The organism is Microcoleus sp. K1-B1 (assembly GCF_036704705.1).
In the GTDB taxonomy this organism is placed as follows: Bacteria; Cyanobacteriota; Cyanobacteriia; order Cyanobacteriales; family Microcoleaceae; genus Microcoleus.
The window spans coordinates 1-17377 of sequence record NZ_JAUBSH010000003.1; the positions used below are offsets into that span (position 1 = coordinate 1).

The 17377-nt window shown below is 45.8% G+C and carries 19 protein-coding genes; 5 read left to right on the forward strand and 14 right to left on the reverse strand.

Annotation, left to right across the window (positions count from 1 at the left end):
* Nucleotides 1-31: 31 nt before the first annotated feature.
* The 5 genes from QUA83_RS01325 to QUA83_RS01345 form a co-directional block, all read right to left on the reverse strand.
* Nucleotides 32-457 carry a hypothetical protein gene (locus tag QUA83_RS01325; protein WP_333290972.1) on the reverse strand — a complete coding sequence of 142 codons (426 nt, stop codon included), beginning with the start codon at nt 455-457 and terminating at the stop codon, nt 32-34.
* A complete protein-coding gene (locus QUA83_RS01330; RefSeq protein ID WP_333290973.1) occupies nt 454-873 on the reverse strand; it encodes a hypothetical protein in 420 nt (139 codons plus the stop codon). Before QUA83_RS01330 ends, QUA83_RS01325 begins: the two co-directional genes overlap by 4 nt.
* Nucleotides 874-1106: 233 nt before the next feature.
* Nucleotides 1107-2915 carry an aspartate kinase gene (locus tag QUA83_RS01335; protein WP_333290974.1) on the reverse strand — a complete coding sequence of 603 codons (1809 nt, stop codon included), beginning with the start codon at nt 2913-2915 and terminating at the stop codon, nt 1107-1109.
* A gap of 371 nt (nt 2916-3286) precedes the next feature.
* Nucleotides 3287-3418 (reverse strand): hypothetical protein, encoded by a 132-nt coding sequence (locus QUA83_RS01340; RefSeq protein ID WP_333290975.1) that lies wholly within the window; start codon nt 3416-3418, stop codon nt 3287-3289.
* Between the two features lie 78 nt (nt 3419-3496).
* A protein-coding gene (locus QUA83_RS01345; protein WP_333290976.1) for an ISAzo13 family transposase occupies nt 3497-4722 on the reverse strand; the annotation gives its coding sequence in 2 pieces (ribosomal slippage) (nt 3497-4239 and nt 4239-4722; 1227 coding nt in all).
* Between the two features lie 521 nt (nt 4723-5243).
* Between QUA83_RS01345 and QUA83_RS01350 the strand changes: the two genes are divergently transcribed.
* Both QUA83_RS01350 and hetR read left to right on the forward strand, forming a co-directional pair.
* On the forward strand, nt 5244-5471 hold the full coding sequence (locus QUA83_RS01350) for a hypothetical protein (protein ID WP_333290977.1): 228 nt from the start codon (nt 5244-5246) through the stop codon (nt 5469-5471).
* A gap of 853 nt (nt 5472-6324) precedes the next feature.
* On the forward strand, nt 6325-7230 hold the full coding sequence (hetR, locus tag QUA83_RS01355) for a heterocyst differentiation master regulator HetR (RefSeq protein ID WP_333077431.1): 906 nt from the start codon (nt 6325-6327) through the stop codon (nt 7228-7230).
* Nucleotides 7231-7405: 175 nt separating this feature from the next.
* On the opposite strand, the gene QUA83_RS01360 is transcribed toward hetR, so the two are convergent.
* The gene (locus tag QUA83_RS01360) at nt 7406-8245 is read right to left on the reverse strand and encodes a TIGR00297 family protein (RefSeq protein ID WP_333290978.1); all 840 of its coding nucleotides are present in this window, start codon (nt 8243-8245) and stop codon (nt 7406-7408) included.
* A gap of 11 nt (nt 8246-8256) precedes the next feature.
* Between QUA83_RS01360 and QUA83_RS01365 the strand changes: the two genes are divergently transcribed.
* Entirely contained in the window at nt 8257-8688 is a 432-nt protein-coding gene (locus tag QUA83_RS01365) for a VOC family protein (RefSeq protein WP_333290979.1), read from the forward strand.
* Between the two features lie 127 nt (nt 8689-8815).
* On the opposite strand, the gene QUA83_RS01370 is transcribed toward QUA83_RS01365, so the two are convergent.
* Nucleotides 8816-9427 carry an alpha/beta fold hydrolase gene (locus tag QUA83_RS01370; protein ID WP_333290980.1) on the reverse strand — a complete coding sequence of 204 codons (612 nt, stop codon included), beginning with the start codon at nt 9425-9427 and terminating at the stop codon, nt 8816-8818.
* A gap of 2 nt (nt 9428-9429) precedes the next feature.
* Complete coding sequence (locus QUA83_RS01375; RefSeq protein WP_333290981.1) at nt 9430-10047, reverse strand: triacylglycerol lipase; 618 nt, start codon at nt 10045-10047, stop codon at nt 9430-9432.
* A 317-nt stretch (nt 10048-10364) separates the two neighbouring features.
* On the opposite strand from QUA83_RS01375, the gene QUA83_RS01380 reads away from it, so the two are divergent.
* The gene (locus tag QUA83_RS01380; protein ID WP_333290982.1) at nt 10365-10817 is read left to right on the forward strand and encodes a hypothetical protein; all 453 of its coding nucleotides are present in this window, start codon (nt 10365-10367) and stop codon (nt 10815-10817) included.
* Nucleotides 10818-10921: 104 nt separating this feature from the next.
* Here the strand turns inward: QUA83_RS01380 and QUA83_RS01385 are convergent, their stop codons facing one another.
* Nucleotides 10922-12079: a tetratricopeptide repeat protein gene (locus QUA83_RS01385; RefSeq protein WP_333290983.1), complete on the reverse strand. Its 1158-nt coding sequence runs from the start codon at nt 12077-12079 to the stop codon at nt 10922-10924.
* Nucleotides 12080-12187: 108 nt separating this feature from the next.
* Here QUA83_RS01385 and QUA83_RS01390 point away from each other — a divergent pair, with 108 nt between their 5' ends.
* Nucleotides 12188-12424: a YgiT-type zinc finger protein gene (locus tag QUA83_RS01390; protein WP_333290984.1), complete on the forward strand. Its 237-nt coding sequence runs from the start codon at nt 12188-12190 to the stop codon at nt 12422-12424.
* 18 nt (nt 12425-12442) lie between these two features.
* Here QUA83_RS01390 and QUA83_RS01395 read toward each other — a convergent pair whose 3' ends face one another.
* From QUA83_RS01395 to sir, 5 genes are all read right to left on the reverse strand, one after another.
* Nucleotides 12443-13195, reverse strand: coding sequence for a PPC domain-containing protein (locus QUA83_RS01395; protein WP_333290985.1), 753 nt, complete (start codon nt 13193-13195; stop codon nt 12443-12445).
* 53 nt (nt 13196-13248) lie between these two features.
* Nucleotides 13249-13689 carry a lysozyme inhibitor LprI family protein gene (locus tag QUA83_RS01400; protein ID WP_333290986.1) on the reverse strand — a complete coding sequence of 147 codons (441 nt, stop codon included), beginning with the start codon at nt 13687-13689 and terminating at the stop codon, nt 13249-13251.
* Nucleotides 13690-13786: 97 nt separating this feature from the next.
* Nucleotides 13787-14017: a hypothetical protein gene (locus tag QUA83_RS01405; protein ID WP_333290987.1), complete on the reverse strand. Its 231-nt coding sequence runs from the start codon at nt 14015-14017 to the stop codon at nt 13787-13789.
* A gap of 80 nt (nt 14018-14097) precedes the next feature.
* Nucleotides 14098-14919, reverse strand: coding sequence for an RsmE family RNA methyltransferase (locus tag QUA83_RS01410; protein ID WP_333290988.1), 822 nt, complete (start codon nt 14917-14919; stop codon nt 14098-14100).
* 255 nt (nt 14920-15174) lie between these two features.
* Nucleotides 15175-17166 carry a sulfite reductase, ferredoxin dependent gene (sir, locus tag QUA83_RS01415; protein ID WP_333290989.1) on the reverse strand — a complete coding sequence of 664 codons (1992 nt, stop codon included), beginning with the start codon at nt 17164-17166 and terminating at the stop codon, nt 15175-15177.
* Nucleotides 17167-17377 lie beyond the last annotated feature (211 nt).

Sequence of the window (17377 nt, forward strand, 5' to 3'; positions counted from 1 at the left end):
TCGCTCATCTTTCTGTGTAAAAAAAGGTCTCTTATGTTCTTTTACCACATAATGTTACTATTTTGGAGATGTCTATTTGAGATTGCTGTGCTAACAAATCAGCCAGCAAATCAGCCATCTCAGGGTCATCTTCAGCATAAGGTAGACCTGCTATCTGAGCGTGAGATATAGAGTCAGGAATTACATCTAAACCTAACTCGCGAATGCCACCTACCTCAAGGCGAGCAACTCCATAACAATTTCTGAATCTTGCAGCACATTCTTCAGGAGAACAAACACTAGCAATATTTACAGAAATACCCTGTTCATTTTTATTTTTTCGCAAATAGTAAGCTTCAGATTCAACCAGTCCAGTATCCTCATTTATCCACGGTTTGCGAAGTAAAGCCCGGTAGACAATAGCGCTATTAGGTAGTGGTTCAAACTCTGCCTGATTACTAAATTTTTGTTCGTTCATGCTTGATTAAACCACTTTAGCCGCTCGACTAATGTTGTTGCTGAAATTACCTTCTCTGAACCGTGTTCATCATTTTTGCGATGATAAATGCGAACAGGTTGCTCGTCATCGTCAATAAACGGACAAAACAAGCGAACTTTACAAGCTGGATTTACACTTGTCCAAGTCAGGCTAACACCGCCTTGATGATCTGTACAAGCTGATGCTTTTGGAAAACTGCTTCCCATCATAGAATGTGCTTCTACAACCAAATTAAGTGCTGTTTTAAAAGCAAAGTCGCTGGGTTTTAAAAGGCCGTATTCATCCTCATCATCTTCGCCTTCATAAAGTTCTCCCAGACGTTTGAGAGTGATACTCAGTCCTGAGCGGCTGTAGTTGCTACCGCTATCAGTAATCTGTTCTTTCGCTACAGTCATAAGATTCAATTCCTTTTAGCCGATCGCCACTTTTATTTTAACACAGCCTCATGCTGTGAAATTTGCACTCAAAACTCCCATTGTTGACTGTCGATCGATATTTGCAAGGACACAGCAGTGCGGTGTCCAAATCCGAATATATTTGCAAGGACACGGCAGTGCCGTGTCCCTACCGAAAACCGCCATACAAGCACCGATCGGACGCAATCTTAATTCCCGACTGCAAACAAGTATTAGGCTGGAACTTGGATTTTTTCGGTGCCGGCAAGTTCAAAGGCTGCGTGAATTGCCTTCAAAGCAGTTACACCTTGTCCTTCATCCACAACGCAGCTAATTTTAATCTCGGAAGTGGCAATCATTTGAATGTTGATTTGCTGGCGGGAAAGCGCTTCAAACATCCTTGCCGCTACTCCCGGATGCGCTACCATCCCGGAACCGACAACGCTAACTTTGGCTATTTGTGTATCGACTGCTACTTCGCCCCATCCAAATTCGGGGGCGGCTTTTTCGAGGGCGTTTTTAGCAGCTTCGGCGTCAATTTGTGCTACGGTAAATGCAATGTCGCGAGTTAATATGCCGTCGATATTGTGGCAGCGCTGCGACTGAATAATTGTATCTACGCTGATATTTTCCTCGGCTAAAAGTCCGAACAGTTTTGCTGCTACTCCGGGTCGATCGGGCAATTGGCGAATTGCTAGACGCGCTTGATTCAGATCCAACGCAACGGCGCGGACTGCGGGCGGTTTTTGGGATGATGAACGCAGCCCAATAGGGGAGTTGGCAACATCAAATGTTTTGCAGAGTTCGGCAACAGCCCGATCGCAATCTTCGGCATCGATCGCACAACTAACTTTTACCTCGGAAGTGGAAATCATTTGAATGTTAATTCCCGCATCCGCTAAAGTCTTAAACATCTGCGCCGCTACCCTCGGACGACCGATCATTCCCGCACCCGCAATGCTAACTTTAGCTATTGGTCGCTCTTCTGCTTTCACTTCCGGTTCTCCCAATTCTGGGCGAGAATTCTTGCCGAGGGCGGGTACGATCGCATCTGCAACCGCGACAGCTTGATTCAGCGAATTTCTCGTCACTGTGAAGGCAATATCGTTAGTATTGCCTTCATGAATTGACTGGATAATTAAATCAACATCGAGGTTTTGCTGCGCGATCGCACCAAACAACCGCGCTGCTACTCCGGGGCGATCGGGCAAACGCAGCAGCGATACCCCTGCCTGATCTAAGTCAAATTCCACCGCATCGACGGCTTTTGCGAGCTCCAAGCCCTCCAAAGGCCGGGGTTGCGGGGGTGGGGACACTACCCGCGTACCGGGGGCGTCACTCCAGCTAGAAAGCACTACCAGGGGCACGCCGTAATTCTTGGCAATTTCTACCGCGCGCGGGTGGAGGACTTTTGCGCCCAAACTCGCCAATTCCAGCATTTCGTCGCAAGTGATTTCGTCCATCAATTGCGCGTCGGCAACCAAGCGCGGATCTGTAGTCAGAATTCCGGGCACGTCGGTATAAATTTCGCATCTGTCGGCCCGCAGCGCTGCTGCGAGGGCAACTGCTGTCGTGTCGGAACCGCCACGGCCCAAGGTGGTAATTTCCAATTCTCCGGCATCGGCGATGCCTTGGAAACCCGCCACCACAACAACTTTACCGCTTTTTAACTGACTCTCAAGCCGATTTGGGTCGATTCGCAAAATCCGGGCGCGGGTGTGGGCGGCTTCGGTGACAATGCCAACTTGGGCGCCGGTGAGGGAAATTGCGGGCTGTCCCATTTCCTGCAATGCCATGCTCAAAAGTGCGATCGAGACTTGTTCCCCAGTGGAAAGCAACATATCCATTTCCCGCTTGTTGGGATTTGGGGAAATTTCCTTCGCGAGTTTAACTAAACCGTCGGTGGTTTTGCCCATCGCCGAAAGTACGACAACCAGAGAGTTGCCAAGCTGTGCTGTTTTTACTACTCGTCGGGCTACTTCCAAAATGCGATCGACTGTACCAACCGAGGTTCCGCCATATTTCTGAACAATTAGTGCCATAGGACTTACACAAAAAGTGATGCAATACTTAAGTTAATATACGCAAATTTTTGATAATAACCGATGAATGTTTATATCGTTTCTGAGGAGGCTGCTAGGCGATCGCGTTTTTACAGCACATGATATTCCTAGGGACACTGAATTGCCGTGTCTCTACCGGAATCTGCGACTTATGCGAATTTAGATTTTTGATGGAAGGATTGAATAATTGGGAATAACTTATGAAGAACCCCATCCCGATAATCATCAGTCATCCCCAATCTAAAATCTAAAATCTAAAATCTAAAATCGAATTACTCGCCTTCTAACTCTCGCAAACGCACTTCCAAAGCTTGAATTCGCAACTCAGCTTCTAGGCGCCTCTGTCGTTCTCATTCTGCCACTAATTCGGCTTGTTCTGCCCGTTCCTCGGCCGCCGGCAGCAAATTCCCGGAAGCATCCCACCAGCGCAGCCAAGGCAGCTCTACGCCCTGATAAACCCCTTGCCAAATGCCTAATTCCACTCCTATTTGTGCGATCGGGTAATGTCCGCGCTCATTTTGTGGGACTAAGGGACTACCAAATAAAAAACTCGTCCAAAATCAAGCAGTACTGTAAACAATATCTATAAACCACTTACCGAGATTGGGGAGGCTATCCCCAACAGGTTGGGACAGACGCTGAATCTGAGTTTCAACTTCAGCCATTTCCAGAGTTGTGAGCTTAACCCCAGTTTGATAAGTCAAGGTCACGAGTTTGACTATCGGATGTTTACCCTTCCAAGTCATCGTTTCAGCCAAATGCAGCACGGTGGTAATATCATCAAGGATATTACCGTTCCAGTGGTTTTCCAACACTCCCCAAGTCCGCTCTACAGGATTGTATTTACTGTGGTAGGGCGGGTAGTAGGCTAAACGCAGATTCAACTGGTGCTTACTGACAAACTCCACAAGACGTTTCATCAATTGAGTTCGTCGGGAATGGTTTTCAGGTCCGTTGTCTTGATTGAGTAGTAAGGTGCGGATATGAGTAAAACGGTGACGGTTACTCTCCCACCACGATTCCAAAATATCAACGATGAAGTCGCTAGTCACCTTTGATGTGGTGAAATATAAAAACAACTCATCTAATTGGGGCAAAAAAATTCCATAGGGAGTCAACTTGGCTTTTGGGGCGAAGTCGTGATCACAGGCAAAAGTTGGCACCCGGTTCTTACCTCCTCTGGAGAAGGGACCAATTTTCACCGTGGCTTTGGCATCAAGTGAGAGTCGGAGAGTTGTCGGGTCATTATCAGCTTGCTGATTAACTTGACTCAACTGCTCAAATATAGCATCGGTTTCGGGAATTTTTTTTGAGGCTGAGTCTTCGCTACCTTGGCCGGGCGATATCCCAACTGATTCAACCGCTGACGGATGGTTTCGTTGCTGGGTAGTTCCGCTTCCTGGTAGTGCTTTTGTTCTACCAGTTGTTGCCTGACTTTGGCGGTACTCACTCGTGTATACAAACGAGTGCTTTTGAAGCTGGGGTCGGTCTGACTTTGACTATCCACGATGGCTTTGATGTCTTCACTTAGCTGAGGCAACTTGCTTTCCACTGGTTTTCGGCCCCTGGCCTTGAAGGCATCGATACAACTTAGCCCTGTTTCTAGCTCTCGTTGTCCTTTTCTGATGGTATCTCGACACCACCCCAGTTCTGTTTGAGCTTGGCGTTGACCTCCTGTGCCTAATTCTTGGACTATCTGGGCCATAAATCTTCGTCGCTGTGTACCTTTGAGCGTTTTCGCTGTTTGCCACAGACAAGCTTTGAGGGTTTCAGTTAGTTCTAGCACGTTGAGTTTTTTTGTGCGTTAGCCTTACTTAATTCAGTTTACCCTCTCCGGGGACTGGAAGAGTTTATTTCTTGGATGTCCCTAACTGGTTAACTGGTTCCCAAGCTCTGCCTGGGAACCGATGTAAGCGAGGCTCTGCCTCGGCCCAGACTAGGGAGGCAGAGCCTCCGGATATGCGTTACCAGGAAGAGCCTGGTAACGAGTATAATCATTTAGGATTGCTATATATCAAATGCTACGCATCTAAAGTGTCTGTTGCTTCGGAGGGGAAGAGGGTGAAAAAGGGAGAGGGAAAGATAATTTTCCGCTTTTTATACAAGGATTTTAGGAGACAATTTAAATGCGCGATAGCTTAACTAAAGCCTGATTCCTTCTTCCTTTTTCCTTTTTCTTCTTCTTCTTCCTTCTGATTCCTGATTCCTGATTCCTGATTCTATAGTTTGATAATTTCAGGGAAATTCATCCTGATCAGCCAGGGTAAATGTCGTATCTCTAAATAGATACTGAGACGAATACTACCCATGAAAACCTACACTGCAATTGCTTTACTGAGCCTGTTGGGCATTACCTTGAGTGCCAGCGCCGCTCAAGCTTTTGAATCTCCACTCCCCATCCTCGAAACTGGCACCGCCCAATATATGTTGTCAGCGCAAACTCAACAAAGGGGCGAGCGTGGTCCTGAGAGAAAGCGCATCCGCAGAAATTTTACTGAGCCTACTGTTTACACTCATCCGCTACAAGATTTCTAAGGGCATCGGACGCAAGTGATGACCACAACTGAGTTGCTTCGGGGCGTTCATTGGATCACTCGATCGGATTTTCGGAGATTCTAGTTTTTTAGGTTAAGCGACAACTGCACTTTTTGTGGACAGTTCTGAGGATATTCTTTTTTGTGTGATAAATGTTAGCATATAAACGGGGAACCGCCATCTACCTAGAGATAGATTCTAGTCTGTGGCGGTTTTGTATTGAAAACGCTTCTATTAAACAGGAACTAACCACAGGCCTCTGATCATCTGGGTTTTTCAACCAATATCCCTCGCTTTCCACGCCTTATTTTGGCGTTGCACAATTTGACGAGGATTTTTGTGGGATGTCCCGCCTGCAGTGAAAATACAGCGGACGGGCTACGAGATCCCATCCCACAAAACCATCAAAATCTTCCCGCAATTATGCAACAGCCTTATTTTAGTTGATAAAACCAGGTTTCGACATCCATGACTCTTCAAGAATTAGGGGTTCGGAGTCGCCTCAAATTCCTGGGATCGCAACAGTTATTTACCTTCTCCCCCCCACAGGTAGGGTTTAATTTTCAACCGCTGCACTATAATTAACTTGCGATAACTAACTTATATATAGGTAAACTGTCAGCGCAGAGGGTGCAGCAATCTACTTAAATTGGCCACCAATAAGAACCACTTATGCGGTGTGGATAGCCTTTAAGCCCATGCCCCTGTTACCTCAGGGAAATTAACTAACCTGAATATTAGGGTAGCTGGCAAGCTTTCCGGCGACAGTCGGCTATGCTTGATTCGGCGCTCTCGCAATAATTTAATGGAGGATGACAAAATGCCTCCTAATTTGGCTATTTCGGGGATAGTGATGAAAAATGACTCTTTAGATCTGGTCAAAAGCCTCAGCCCTAGTGCAATGGATCAGATCATGCTATATCTGGCGTTTAGCGCCATGAGAACCAGTGGGCACAGGCACGGGGCGTTTCTAGACGCGGCCGCAACGGCGGCTAAGTGTGCCATTTATATGACTTATATGGAGCAGGACAACAACCTGCGGATGACCGGACACTTGCATCACATTGAGCCTAAACGGGTGAAGGTGATTGTTGAAGAAGTCCGGGAAGCTCTGACTCAGGGAAAATTGCTGAAAATGTTGGGTTCTCAAGAACCTAGATATTTGATTCAGTTTCCTTATGTCTGGCTGGAACAGTATGGTTGGATGCCGGGACGCCCTCGCATTCCGGGAAACAATTTGACTGTAGATGAAAAAAAATATCTCGAAGGCAAAATTCCTCCTAATCCGCCTGACGCTCAACTGATCAATTCTTTTCAGTTTATGGAGTTGATCGAGTTTCTGCACAGGCGATCGCAAGAAGATATGTCTCCAGAAAGGCGAATGCCTTTGAGCGAAGCTCTAGCAGAACACATTAAGCGACGCTTGATCTATTCTGGGACTGTGACTCGTATTGATTCTCCTTGGGGAATGCCGTTTTATGCCCTCACCCGCGCTACTTACTCTCCCGCAGAGCAGGAAGAGCGGACATTTACTATGGTTGAGGATACGGCTAGATATTTCCGGCTGATGAAGGATTGGGCGGAAAAACAACCGAATGTGATGCGAATTATGGAGACTTTGGATATTCCGCCGGAACGGCTCGACCAAGCCCTTGAGGAATTAGATGAAATTATTCGCAATTGGGCCGATCGCTATCACAAGCGGGGCGAACCGACGATGATTTTACAAATGGTTTTTGGACCGCAAGACGACGCTTAGTTTGATTAACTATTAATCATTAGTCATGAGTTGATTGCTTGAGACTAATGACTAATGATTAATAGCTAATAGCCCTGGACGGCGCCACCGGCTTTTTTTGCAAAAATACTGCGTTAATCGTTTGAATTTTCGTAAAAAACCAGGTTTATTGGGTCGCGAATGCGTCCAGGATTAACTAAGCTAAAAAAGCTCTCCAGGTCGCAGCTAAAATAATCGCTGCGATCGCTCCTATGAGTGTATTAAAAAAATTTACCACCTCGTTTGTCAGCCATTCAAACTTTGATTGCACCGTCGCCCCAATCACACTCTCGATGTTCGTGGCAATAAAAGCTGCAATAACACAAAAAACAATTCCTGTCAAGTCTATTAAACCGACGGCCCAACTTAAAAGCGCAATCAAAATTGAGCCGACAATACCTGCGATCGTTCCTTCCAAACTTACGGCCCCTTCGGTACCCCTAGGTACAGGCTGCAAACTGGTAATCAAAAAAGTCCGCTTCCCGTAAGCTTTGCCGATTTCGCTGGCGCTGGTATCGGAAAGTTTGGTGCAAAAACTCGCGGCGTAACCCAGCAATAACAGGGAAATAGCATTTTGTGACACAGGCATCTTGCCTGTCTCTCCTAAAACAGCCATCTTTCCTGTATCTCCTAAAATAGATAATGCCAAAACTCCCAAAGCGCAAAGAGTAGCGGTTAAAGCCGAACCCCAGACATTTTCTGGGCCTCTGGCGCCTGAACGCTTTTCTGCTATGCCTTCTGCTTCTTTTTGGGCTTTGCCGATGCGGGTAACTCCCGATCCGACAAGAAAGTAAAACATCACCACAGCATAGCCTTGCCATCCCAAACAGCCCCAGATCAGGACACCCAATACCCAGCCGTGAAATTGGCCAGCGGGAGTGAGCAATTTTTTAGGAGCAATGGTGGCGATCGCGAGTAAAACTGTATTTAGGGCGATCGCCACCAACCAAGGATTAGACCAAGATAAATAATTAAAGAACAATTCTGAATTCTGCATTTAGTAGCTCCATGAGTCAAGTCTTATTTCATCTTGCCTTCCCCGTGACCAATATTGCCCAAACAAAAGCGTTCTACGTAGACGGGCTCGGCTGCGAACTAGGTCGCGAATCGCCAAATTCTGCGATTATGGGTTTGTGTGGCCATCAAATTGTCGCCCACGTCAGCCGCGAACCTTTGACGCCTCAGCGAGGCATCTATCCCCGGCATTTTGGGTTAATTTTTACTTCCGAAGCTGACTGGGAAGCGTTGCTAGAAAAAGCCCAGCAAAACAAGTTAAATTTCTATCAAGAACCGAGACGGCGATTTGTCGGTTTGCCTACAGAACACCGTACTTTCTTCTTAGAAGACCCTTTCCACAATATATTGGAGTTCAAGTATTATTGTGAAGCTGAAGCAATTTTTGGTCGCAGCGAATACGCTGAAGTCGGCGACGCTGTTTGATATCTAGGTTGGTAGCGATTTGCCGTGTTCGCGGGGGCGGGTTTACAAGATTGTTGGTTTTAGGCAATTATTGTAGGTGAAACTCGCCCCTACAAAATTTGACATTATACCAGAATGAATCTAACGGTTAATCATGAACTTTCAATGGTTCTGAAAGTGCTTCAGCGACCGCTTTTAAACTGCTGGAATGCCGCGCCATCATGGCATGGGCGAAAACAGACAATTTTACTTCTTTGGCAGCAGATATTTGGGAACTAGAAGCGGGTACAATGATGAAATCCCAATCTGTCCAAATCGAAGTAAAATTGAGGTTTTCCAACAAGGCAGCATCTCGATTTAAATCTTGGAGAAAAGCACTGCCAGGACGCATTTGAACGCAGCCTTTTCCCCAGAGAGTGTAAGCCATCCAAGTACCGCTGTGAGGAGAAGATATGGCAATAAAGCGCTGCACTCGGTTAATGCCGCCTAACCTTTGCAGGTAATAGCGAGTTACTAAGCCGCCCATGCTCAATCCTACTATATCTAAATGCTGTTCTGGCGCAAAGGTTTTGTCTATATAATCTGCTATTTGTTGGGCTAATTCTTCTATGCTGGCGTTGCCCCAATGGGGCGAGAGATTGAGGGTGTAGACTGACCATCCCAGTTGGGTCAGGTAGGCAGACATTTTGTAAAAAATTCCCGATTTTCGGAAGATTCCGTGAATTAGCAAGACTGGGTTGCGGCTGAAATTGCTATTCATTTTTAAGTGGGAATTTTATTTTCAATAGGTGCTTTTAGTTCTTCAACTATTGCGTTAATACTTAGGGGTTCTGTCACCATTTGGCGGTGCAGCAAAACGTTGACTTTAATTTCTTTACCTACTGGCATTTGGGAGCTGTTCGCCGGTACAATCATTATGTCAAATGGCGTCCACATTGATGTAAAGTTTATGCGTTTGAGCATTGTCACATCTTGATTTAAATCGCGCAGCAAGCCGCTATCGGGGCGCATATCCAGGTATCCTGGTAGGCGTAGGGAATAAGCGGTGAGGGTGCCGTGGTGGGGGGAAGATAGGGTGATGAAACGCTGTACGCGGTTGATTCCTCCGAGTCGCTGGACGTAGTAGCGACTGACGATGCCGCCCATGCTATAGCCTACTATGTCTAAAGATTGTTCTGGATCGAAGGTTTCAGAGATGTAGTCTGCGAGTTGCTTGGCCAGTAAGTCGAGGCTGAGGCTGCCGTCGTTGGGGGTGAGGTTGAGACTGTGGACTGACCATCCGAGTTGGGTGAGGCGGGCGGACATTTTGCTGAAAATAATCTTTGTGTCCCAGATGCCGTGTATCAGGATGACGGGATTGCGATCGAGCGAACTGTTCATTTGAAAAGAAAATTGCTTGCTGATTACAGCATAGATTACTCCCCTAGAGAGTTTGACCCCTACTAGGACAGCTAGCGAATCGGATCGAGGTACGATCGACAATTAGTGGGAATCGCTAACAAATTCTGAGATACTTGTAAATAAGTGCAAAGCAGTGCGAGTATTTATACCTAAAATTTGCTTTGATGAGCTAGCTTAGATATAGCCAAATGTAAATTTTGATGAATAAATGTAGACAAAGGTTGCCCTAGCTCGTAATCTAACTTTGTTGACAAGCTTGTACAAATTTCTCTAAAAGAACAAAAGGAGTAAGTCTAATGTTTGGTTTTATCAAAAATTTCTTCGGCGGTATTTTCGGCTTTTTCGGCAGACTGTTGGGCTTGAAAAAGTCTGAATATTTCCTAGATTTGGGCGAATCGGGAGCCAAGGAACCAGCAAAAGTTGCGCCTGCGAAGGCTGAGCCTGTTGCGATCGCACCGGCAAAAGTTGATCCTGTTAAGTCTGAGAACTCAGAACCGGCTAAGAAGGCTAAGGTGGAGAAAAAGTCTAAGAAAGACAAGGAACCAGTTGCTAGCGTTCCTGCTAATACTCCGGAACCCGCAAAAGTACCTGCAGTTGCAGCAACTAACGGCAAAGTGCCGAGTCAAGCTGAACCGAATCGGACTTTTGCTCCTAATAATTTAATGCCGACATCAAATGCAACTCGTCGTGGCCCTGGCCCCAGCATGAACAATTTCCGAGAAATGGCCCGTCAGGTGAAAACGAAGTAGGAAATTGGGAATTGATAATAGGGAATTGGGCATTGGATAATTCCCAATGCTGACGTTAACAAATTAAAAATGGGATTCCTCATTTTTAATTTTAACTATTTGTTCTATTCCCTATTTTCTTGGTTTCTGAGGAAGGCTAATCCGCTGTATAGCTGAAAAGCTGAGTCCCAAGGAGTTTCGGATTTGCGATCGACTTCTATATGAGATTCGATCTTGCTCAACATATTAGTGTAATCGAGCACTGTCTCGGCAAAGGGCGTAAATTCTGACCAAACTGTAACGTCAAGCTGGCGATCGAATATTTCTAGTAAGTGATTCCAGTTAATTCGGGTGGTACTTTGAGGAATTTGTTGAGAGTTTTTGACTCTCGATGTTTTGTTTTTATGGTTCGGTGAAGTGGGGAGTTCGGCTGAAGCTTTGGTGAAGTCAACTCCTTGTTGAAATTCGTAACTTTGGTCGCAAATTCGCAGAATGCAGTTTCTGCTGGGAATGTGCAAGTCACAGATTTGAGCGTAATCTTGCCTGATTTCTCTGTGGCGAAATTGCTCCTTTCTTCGGTTGGGGGAGTAGTCCATGACTTCGATGAACATCGGCAACAAGCCTTCTACTCTTTGGGTAACTTCTGACCAGCTAAATTCGATCGCACCGAGTCGTGAGAGTTTATCTTTGCAAACAACGGCTGGGGAAGAAAGAGACTGGAAGTGTTGCACTCGGAAGATTTGGATTTTTTGAATATCGCTTAGGGTTGCCCAAAATACGGGAATGCCGGCGTTGAGGAGTTCTTGACCATAAATTCGGAGTTCGGCAATGGGGCCAGTTTTGTAGAGTCTCCAGCCGCGGCTTTGGATTTGCATCCGGGTTGTGTAGGCGTCGATTTTAAAGATTCTGCTGATATTTTGAATGGCTGCGGGTTTGTTTTCGGGACTCACGGGTTCGAGGATGAGGAGTCCGGGTTCGAGGTTGCTGGGGTCGTTTTTGGCGGTTTCTATGGCTTGTTGGCGAAGGTTTTGTTGTGCGGTTTCAACCCGTTGAATAGCTTGGCGGGTCTGGGAGACGATTTTGGGGTTGGTGATGTCGCGGAGTATTTGTTTATAGGTTGTTTGGGCTTTTTCGAGGTTGTTGGTGAGTTCGTAGTAGCGGGCGATATAGTATTGTACCCACGGATTTTCGGGGGATTCTTTTTGTAGTTGTTTGATGAGTTGGGCAGCTTGTTTGTATTCTTTGCCATCTAGGGCGGCTGCTATTTGGTTGATGTCTGTCATGGCGGTTGCGGGAATGGCGTTGTTTCTATCTTGGCTGATGTTTGGTTGGTTCCGCCAGTGGTTAACAATTTTGGCTCTTGTGTTAACTTATCGATATGATATGAAACTATGACAATCATTAAAAAAACACGTGTCAAATTGCAAGAAACAATGGTGGAACAAAAAGTAACTTATACGCTTGAAATCAATGGTAAGTTTATTATTGAAAATGTTCCTGCTAGAGTGTGTTTGGAAACGGGAGAGCGATTTTTTTCACCTGAAACTGTGGAACATTTGCAGAAGATGATTTGGGAAGATAGAAAGCCTATTAGGGTGATTGAAACACCTGTTTTTGAGTTTGCTTAGCACTTAGTTTAAATTGAGTTAAAGCTGATTGGAATTAACGCTTAATGTGTAAGTACCTTTGCTTGTACGATCGCCTCCTTTAACAACTATTTTATAAGTGCCGTTACTAGGCAATTTTACGGTGAGTTGAGACTCTCGGCGATTCTGGGAGTTGCCTGTTGTTTGGGCAATATTTTTGCCGCTGGTGTCCAACAGTGCTATGTTGTGGTCAAATGCTCTGCTTTTGAGGTCGATCGTAATAGATTGACCTGTCCGTCCTTGAAAGGTGTGTTCGCTGGGGTCGCCGTCTTTGAGGGTTCCCCGCTGCTGTAGGATGGAAAGTGAGGTGAGTTTTGGGCGATCGACATTGCTCAATTCTAAGCCGTAATTGGTCATGGGTACATCCAAGCCATTTCCTTCTCTGACTACGATGATAAAAGCTGTTTTGTTGTTGATATCTCGGACTATTTTGTCAATAAATTGGGATTGTATTTGTTTTGCTGTGAGAGGTTTAGGTTGGTTGAAGTTTGGTTTTGAGGTACAGAAAAGCACGGCTCCGTCTAGATAGCGGGCGGCGTATAACCAATAGTTTTGACCGTTAGTTGTAAATTCGTTTCTGCTAAAAATAGTGAATCTTTCAAATTGCGGTAGTTGCTGATTGCGCTGGCAATTTTTATCGATGTAGATTTCGTTGGCTGATGGCTGTCGCTGGGCGAAACCTGCTGGGACGATGGTGGTTAAAATTGCTGAGATGATGGTGAGGGTGAGGGTGAAGGGCGATCGGCTTTTCATAAATACTTGTTTCTCTTTATTCTTGTCAGGTTTTGTACGCTGTACTTCCTATTTTATCTCTGTTTTAAATACTGTTCTAGTTCCGCAGTGCGCTGTTTAGTCATGCGATCCAAACATTCATTGAGGAAACCTCCATAACCCGTACCGCCACGACTTTTATAAACTTCAAATTCACAGGTTTTATCTCTTAACTGAATCCACCCTAATTGTGCTTCGGAAAGTAGCGATCGCTCTTCGCCGCTCAATTGGGAAATCAGTTGTTTGTAAACCTCGTTAAGTTGTCGATCAGAGGCTTCATAGTTCAACCGAATACAAGCTCTGACTTGCACATCTCCTTGCGGGCGATCGCAATTAATCTGTTGAGCAATGACAGAGCGCCCAGATTGTGCAAAAACTGATGTTGTACTGATTATTGCCAAAAATGCGTGAAGCGAAGCTATCCCGTAGGGAATCGACCAAAAGAGCGATCGACCTTTTCTCAACTCTATTTTCATTACCCGTCAACTCCACCTATATGATAATTTTTATTAACACAAAACAAAGTAAATTTAATTTATTTAAAGATTTTTTTATATTTACTGAAGGCGATGATTATAAGGCATCGTAAGCATCCATCTCCGGTAGTTCCCAGTCAGGAGCAAATCTACTCAACCGAACCCGTAAATCTGCTGCTTGCTCTTGGTCAATACCGTGAGATCGCAAGTTTACTAACCCTGATTTTGGTATAAAAGTAACAATAACTTGCGCTTCTTCCATGTCGGCAGGTGTTTCCAATAACTCAATTTTGCCATTTCGATATATACCCTCTACGGAATGTAACATTTTACTCCTCTGATAATTACCTATTTAGATTTTAGGTGCGATCGCCAAACCCAGCAAGTATCCGCACTTTTTTGTTGAAATTAGCACTTCTCAAACGCCGCGCCCACCAACGATAAAGCCACAATCGGTGCTGTCACCGCTCTTAAAATTCTACTCCCCAAAGAAACCGGCTCAAAGCCAAATTCGATCGCTCTTTGCACCTCGCCCTCAGTCCATCCACCCTCCGGCCCAACAGCAATCACAATCGATAATTCTTCCCGTTCTTCCTCCCCCCTTATTAAGGGGGGCTGGGGGAGATCGAAACCAGTCGCTCCATCTTGCTCCCCCCTTAACAAGGGGGGCTGGGGGGGTTCAAAACCAATCAAACAATCCCACAAATGCCGATTGTCCCCGCGAGCAACACAAATAAATCGATATTTTTGACCGCAATCTTTCACAGCAACATCAAACGAAACAGGCTCTAAAATCGTCGGCACAATTTGACGTTCCGACTGTTCCGCCGCCTCCGCAGCAATTCTTCTCCAACGCTCAACTTTTTGATCACTTGGTTTGAGCAAAGTTCGATCGCTCGTTACCGGGACAATACTTGCCACACCCAACTCCGTCGCCTGTCTCACAACCTCGTCAAAGCCGTTTCCCTTGGGCAAGGCCGCCATCAAAGTTACTTCCACGGGTAGCTCCCTGTTCACAGCAATCTCCTCTGCTATCGAGGCAAATAACCCGGTTTCCCCTACTTCTAGGACTGCTAACCACCAATGTCCCCGTCCGTCCATCGCAATAAATCGATCGCCTGCTTGCAAACGTAGCACTCGATTTAAATAATGTTGCTGTTCTCTAGTTAGGTCGATTTTGCGATCGCAAATTTGAGGGGCAGTAATTGCTAATCTTTGTAGTTGAGGCATTTAATTTGGGATTGTTCGTTTTCTATTAGAGATTTTTTTTATTTAACCGCAGAGAACGCAGAGAACGCAGAGGAAGAGAGAATGAGAGGAGATAGGCAGGCGGGGTTTCAACAGTTTAAAAAACAATAAAGGCAAAGCATCTACAACCGGAATTATTTTACAAATTCAAGTTTTTTTCTGCAAATGCTCTGCCTTTATATTACTTTTGCCAGAAGTCTATTGAATACAATCGAAAATCACAAATCGAAAACCGGCTTATCCTTCCTCCTTAATCTTCTTTAAATAAGTGGAAATCGCTTCTGTAGCTAGCTGCGTGATTGGCTTGCCCTGACGGGCTGCTTCTTCCTTGAGCTCGTTGTAGATTTCATCGCGGACGCTAATTCGACGGCGGACTTTGCCACCGCTAGCAGGGGCAGTCTCATTTGCATCGTCGTTACTAGACGTAACTTCTAATTCATTAATCTCAGTTGTCATCGAGTCAGCAGATTGGTAGTTGGTTACAAATTGACGGATAGATTCTAACCCGACGCGATCGCAAAAATTGCCAAAACTCTCGTTCAGTTGCCGTTTTTGTTTGAAATAAACAAAAATCGGCTCCAGAAAAGCTTCAAAATCCTTGACGTGCAGCTTTTCCTCAATTGGTTTTGCCAGCCGCGTTTGGTCGGGAGAACCGCCCAGCCAAATCTGGTAGGATTCCGGGGAACTCCCGACAAACCCCAATTCTGCCATATAAGGACGGGCGCATCCATTTGGGCAACCAGTCATCCGCACCACAAAATGCTCGTCTGCCAAGCCAACTTTGGTCAAAAGTGCCCGAATTCGCTCTAAAATGCTCGGAATCACGCGCTCCGACTCGGTAATCGCCAGCCCGCAAGTCGGCATTGCCGGACAAGCCATCCCATAGCGCACTAAGGGGTCGATCGCAGTTTCCCGCTGAATGCCGCATCGATCGAGTATTCCCTGAATTTCCTGTTTGATATCCGGCGAAACATCGTAAATCAGCACGTTTTGGTGCGGCGTCGCCAGTATCGGCAAGTTGTACTTCTGCACAATTTCCCGCAAAGCCGTTTTTAGCTGAAACGACCCTTCATCCTTGATCCGGCCATTATCCACGGAAATGCCGACAAACAGTTTACCGTCTCCTTGTTCGTGCCAGCCCAAGAAATCAAAATACTTCCACTCAGGCAGCGGTTTAAAGGCTTCTAGGGGCTTGCCAAAATATTCGGCTACTTTTTCGCGGAACCACTGTACACCTTTGTCGTTGATCAGGTACTTCAGCCGCGCGTGCCGTCTGTCTGTGCGATCGCCAAAATCTCTTTGGGTTGCTACAATTGCCTTGACCAAATCGTAAACATCATCCTTGGCAACATAGCAAATCTCATCAGCAACCCGCGCAAAAGTCTCTTCTTTATTGTGAGTACGGCCCAAACCGCCGCCAGCAAACACGTCAAAACCTTGCAACTCGCCAGCTTCATTGGTAATTACCACCAAGCTCAAATCCTGAGAGTACAAGTCAATTGAATTGTCTCCCGGCACGGTAACGGAACACTTGAACTTGCGCGGCATATAATGGCTGCCGTAAATCGGTTCTTCTTTGTCGTCACTAAAGATTGTGCCGTTGCCGTTTTTCTGTCTCGCCGCCTTCACTGCGGGGTCTTCCTCGGCCGAAACAGCTTTTTCGCCGTCCAGCCAAATTTCGTAATAAGCACCGGTTTGCGGCGTCAGCAAATCGGCGACATTGTTGGCGTATTCCAGGGCATACTTGTATTCTGGACGATTTTTGTACGGTGCAGGCGGTGCCATGACGTTGCGGTTCAAGTCGCCGCAAGCTCCCAAGGTTGACCCCATATTTTTAATAATTGAGGAAAACACTGCTTTAAGATTTTTTTTCAACACCCCGTGCAGTTGGAAACCTTGGCGCGTTGTAACGCGGATCGTGTGGTTGCCGTATTCTTCAGATAGCTTGTCTAAGGCTAAGTATAATTGCGGCGGAGTGAACCCGCCGGGATTGCGGGTGCGGAGCATGAACTGATAGTCTTTTTCTTGTCCTTTAACTCGATTGTCGCGGTTGTCTTGCTGGTACGAGCCGTGAAATTTGAGAATCTGAATCCCGTCTTCGGTGAAGTGGGTAGTTTCTTGTAACAATTCAGTCGCAACGGGTTCTCGTAAATAGTTGCTGCGTTCTTTGAGACCTTCTGATTTAGAGGGCTTGCGCGCGGCAGGGGTTGAAGTGGAAGATGTGATCATGGGAATGTATAGTGCCAGTTATAATTAGATACAGCCGATCGAATATTTCTTGACAATTTGACACTTGACAAATTTGCACTTGACAAATTTCTTCAGAAATGCTTTGTCGGATATGTTGACAACTCGGTTAACAAGTCAGTTAACAAGTAAGTTAATAACGGTAATCCGGTAGGAATTCTGATGTTGTTCAATTGTAACACGATCGAGCCGG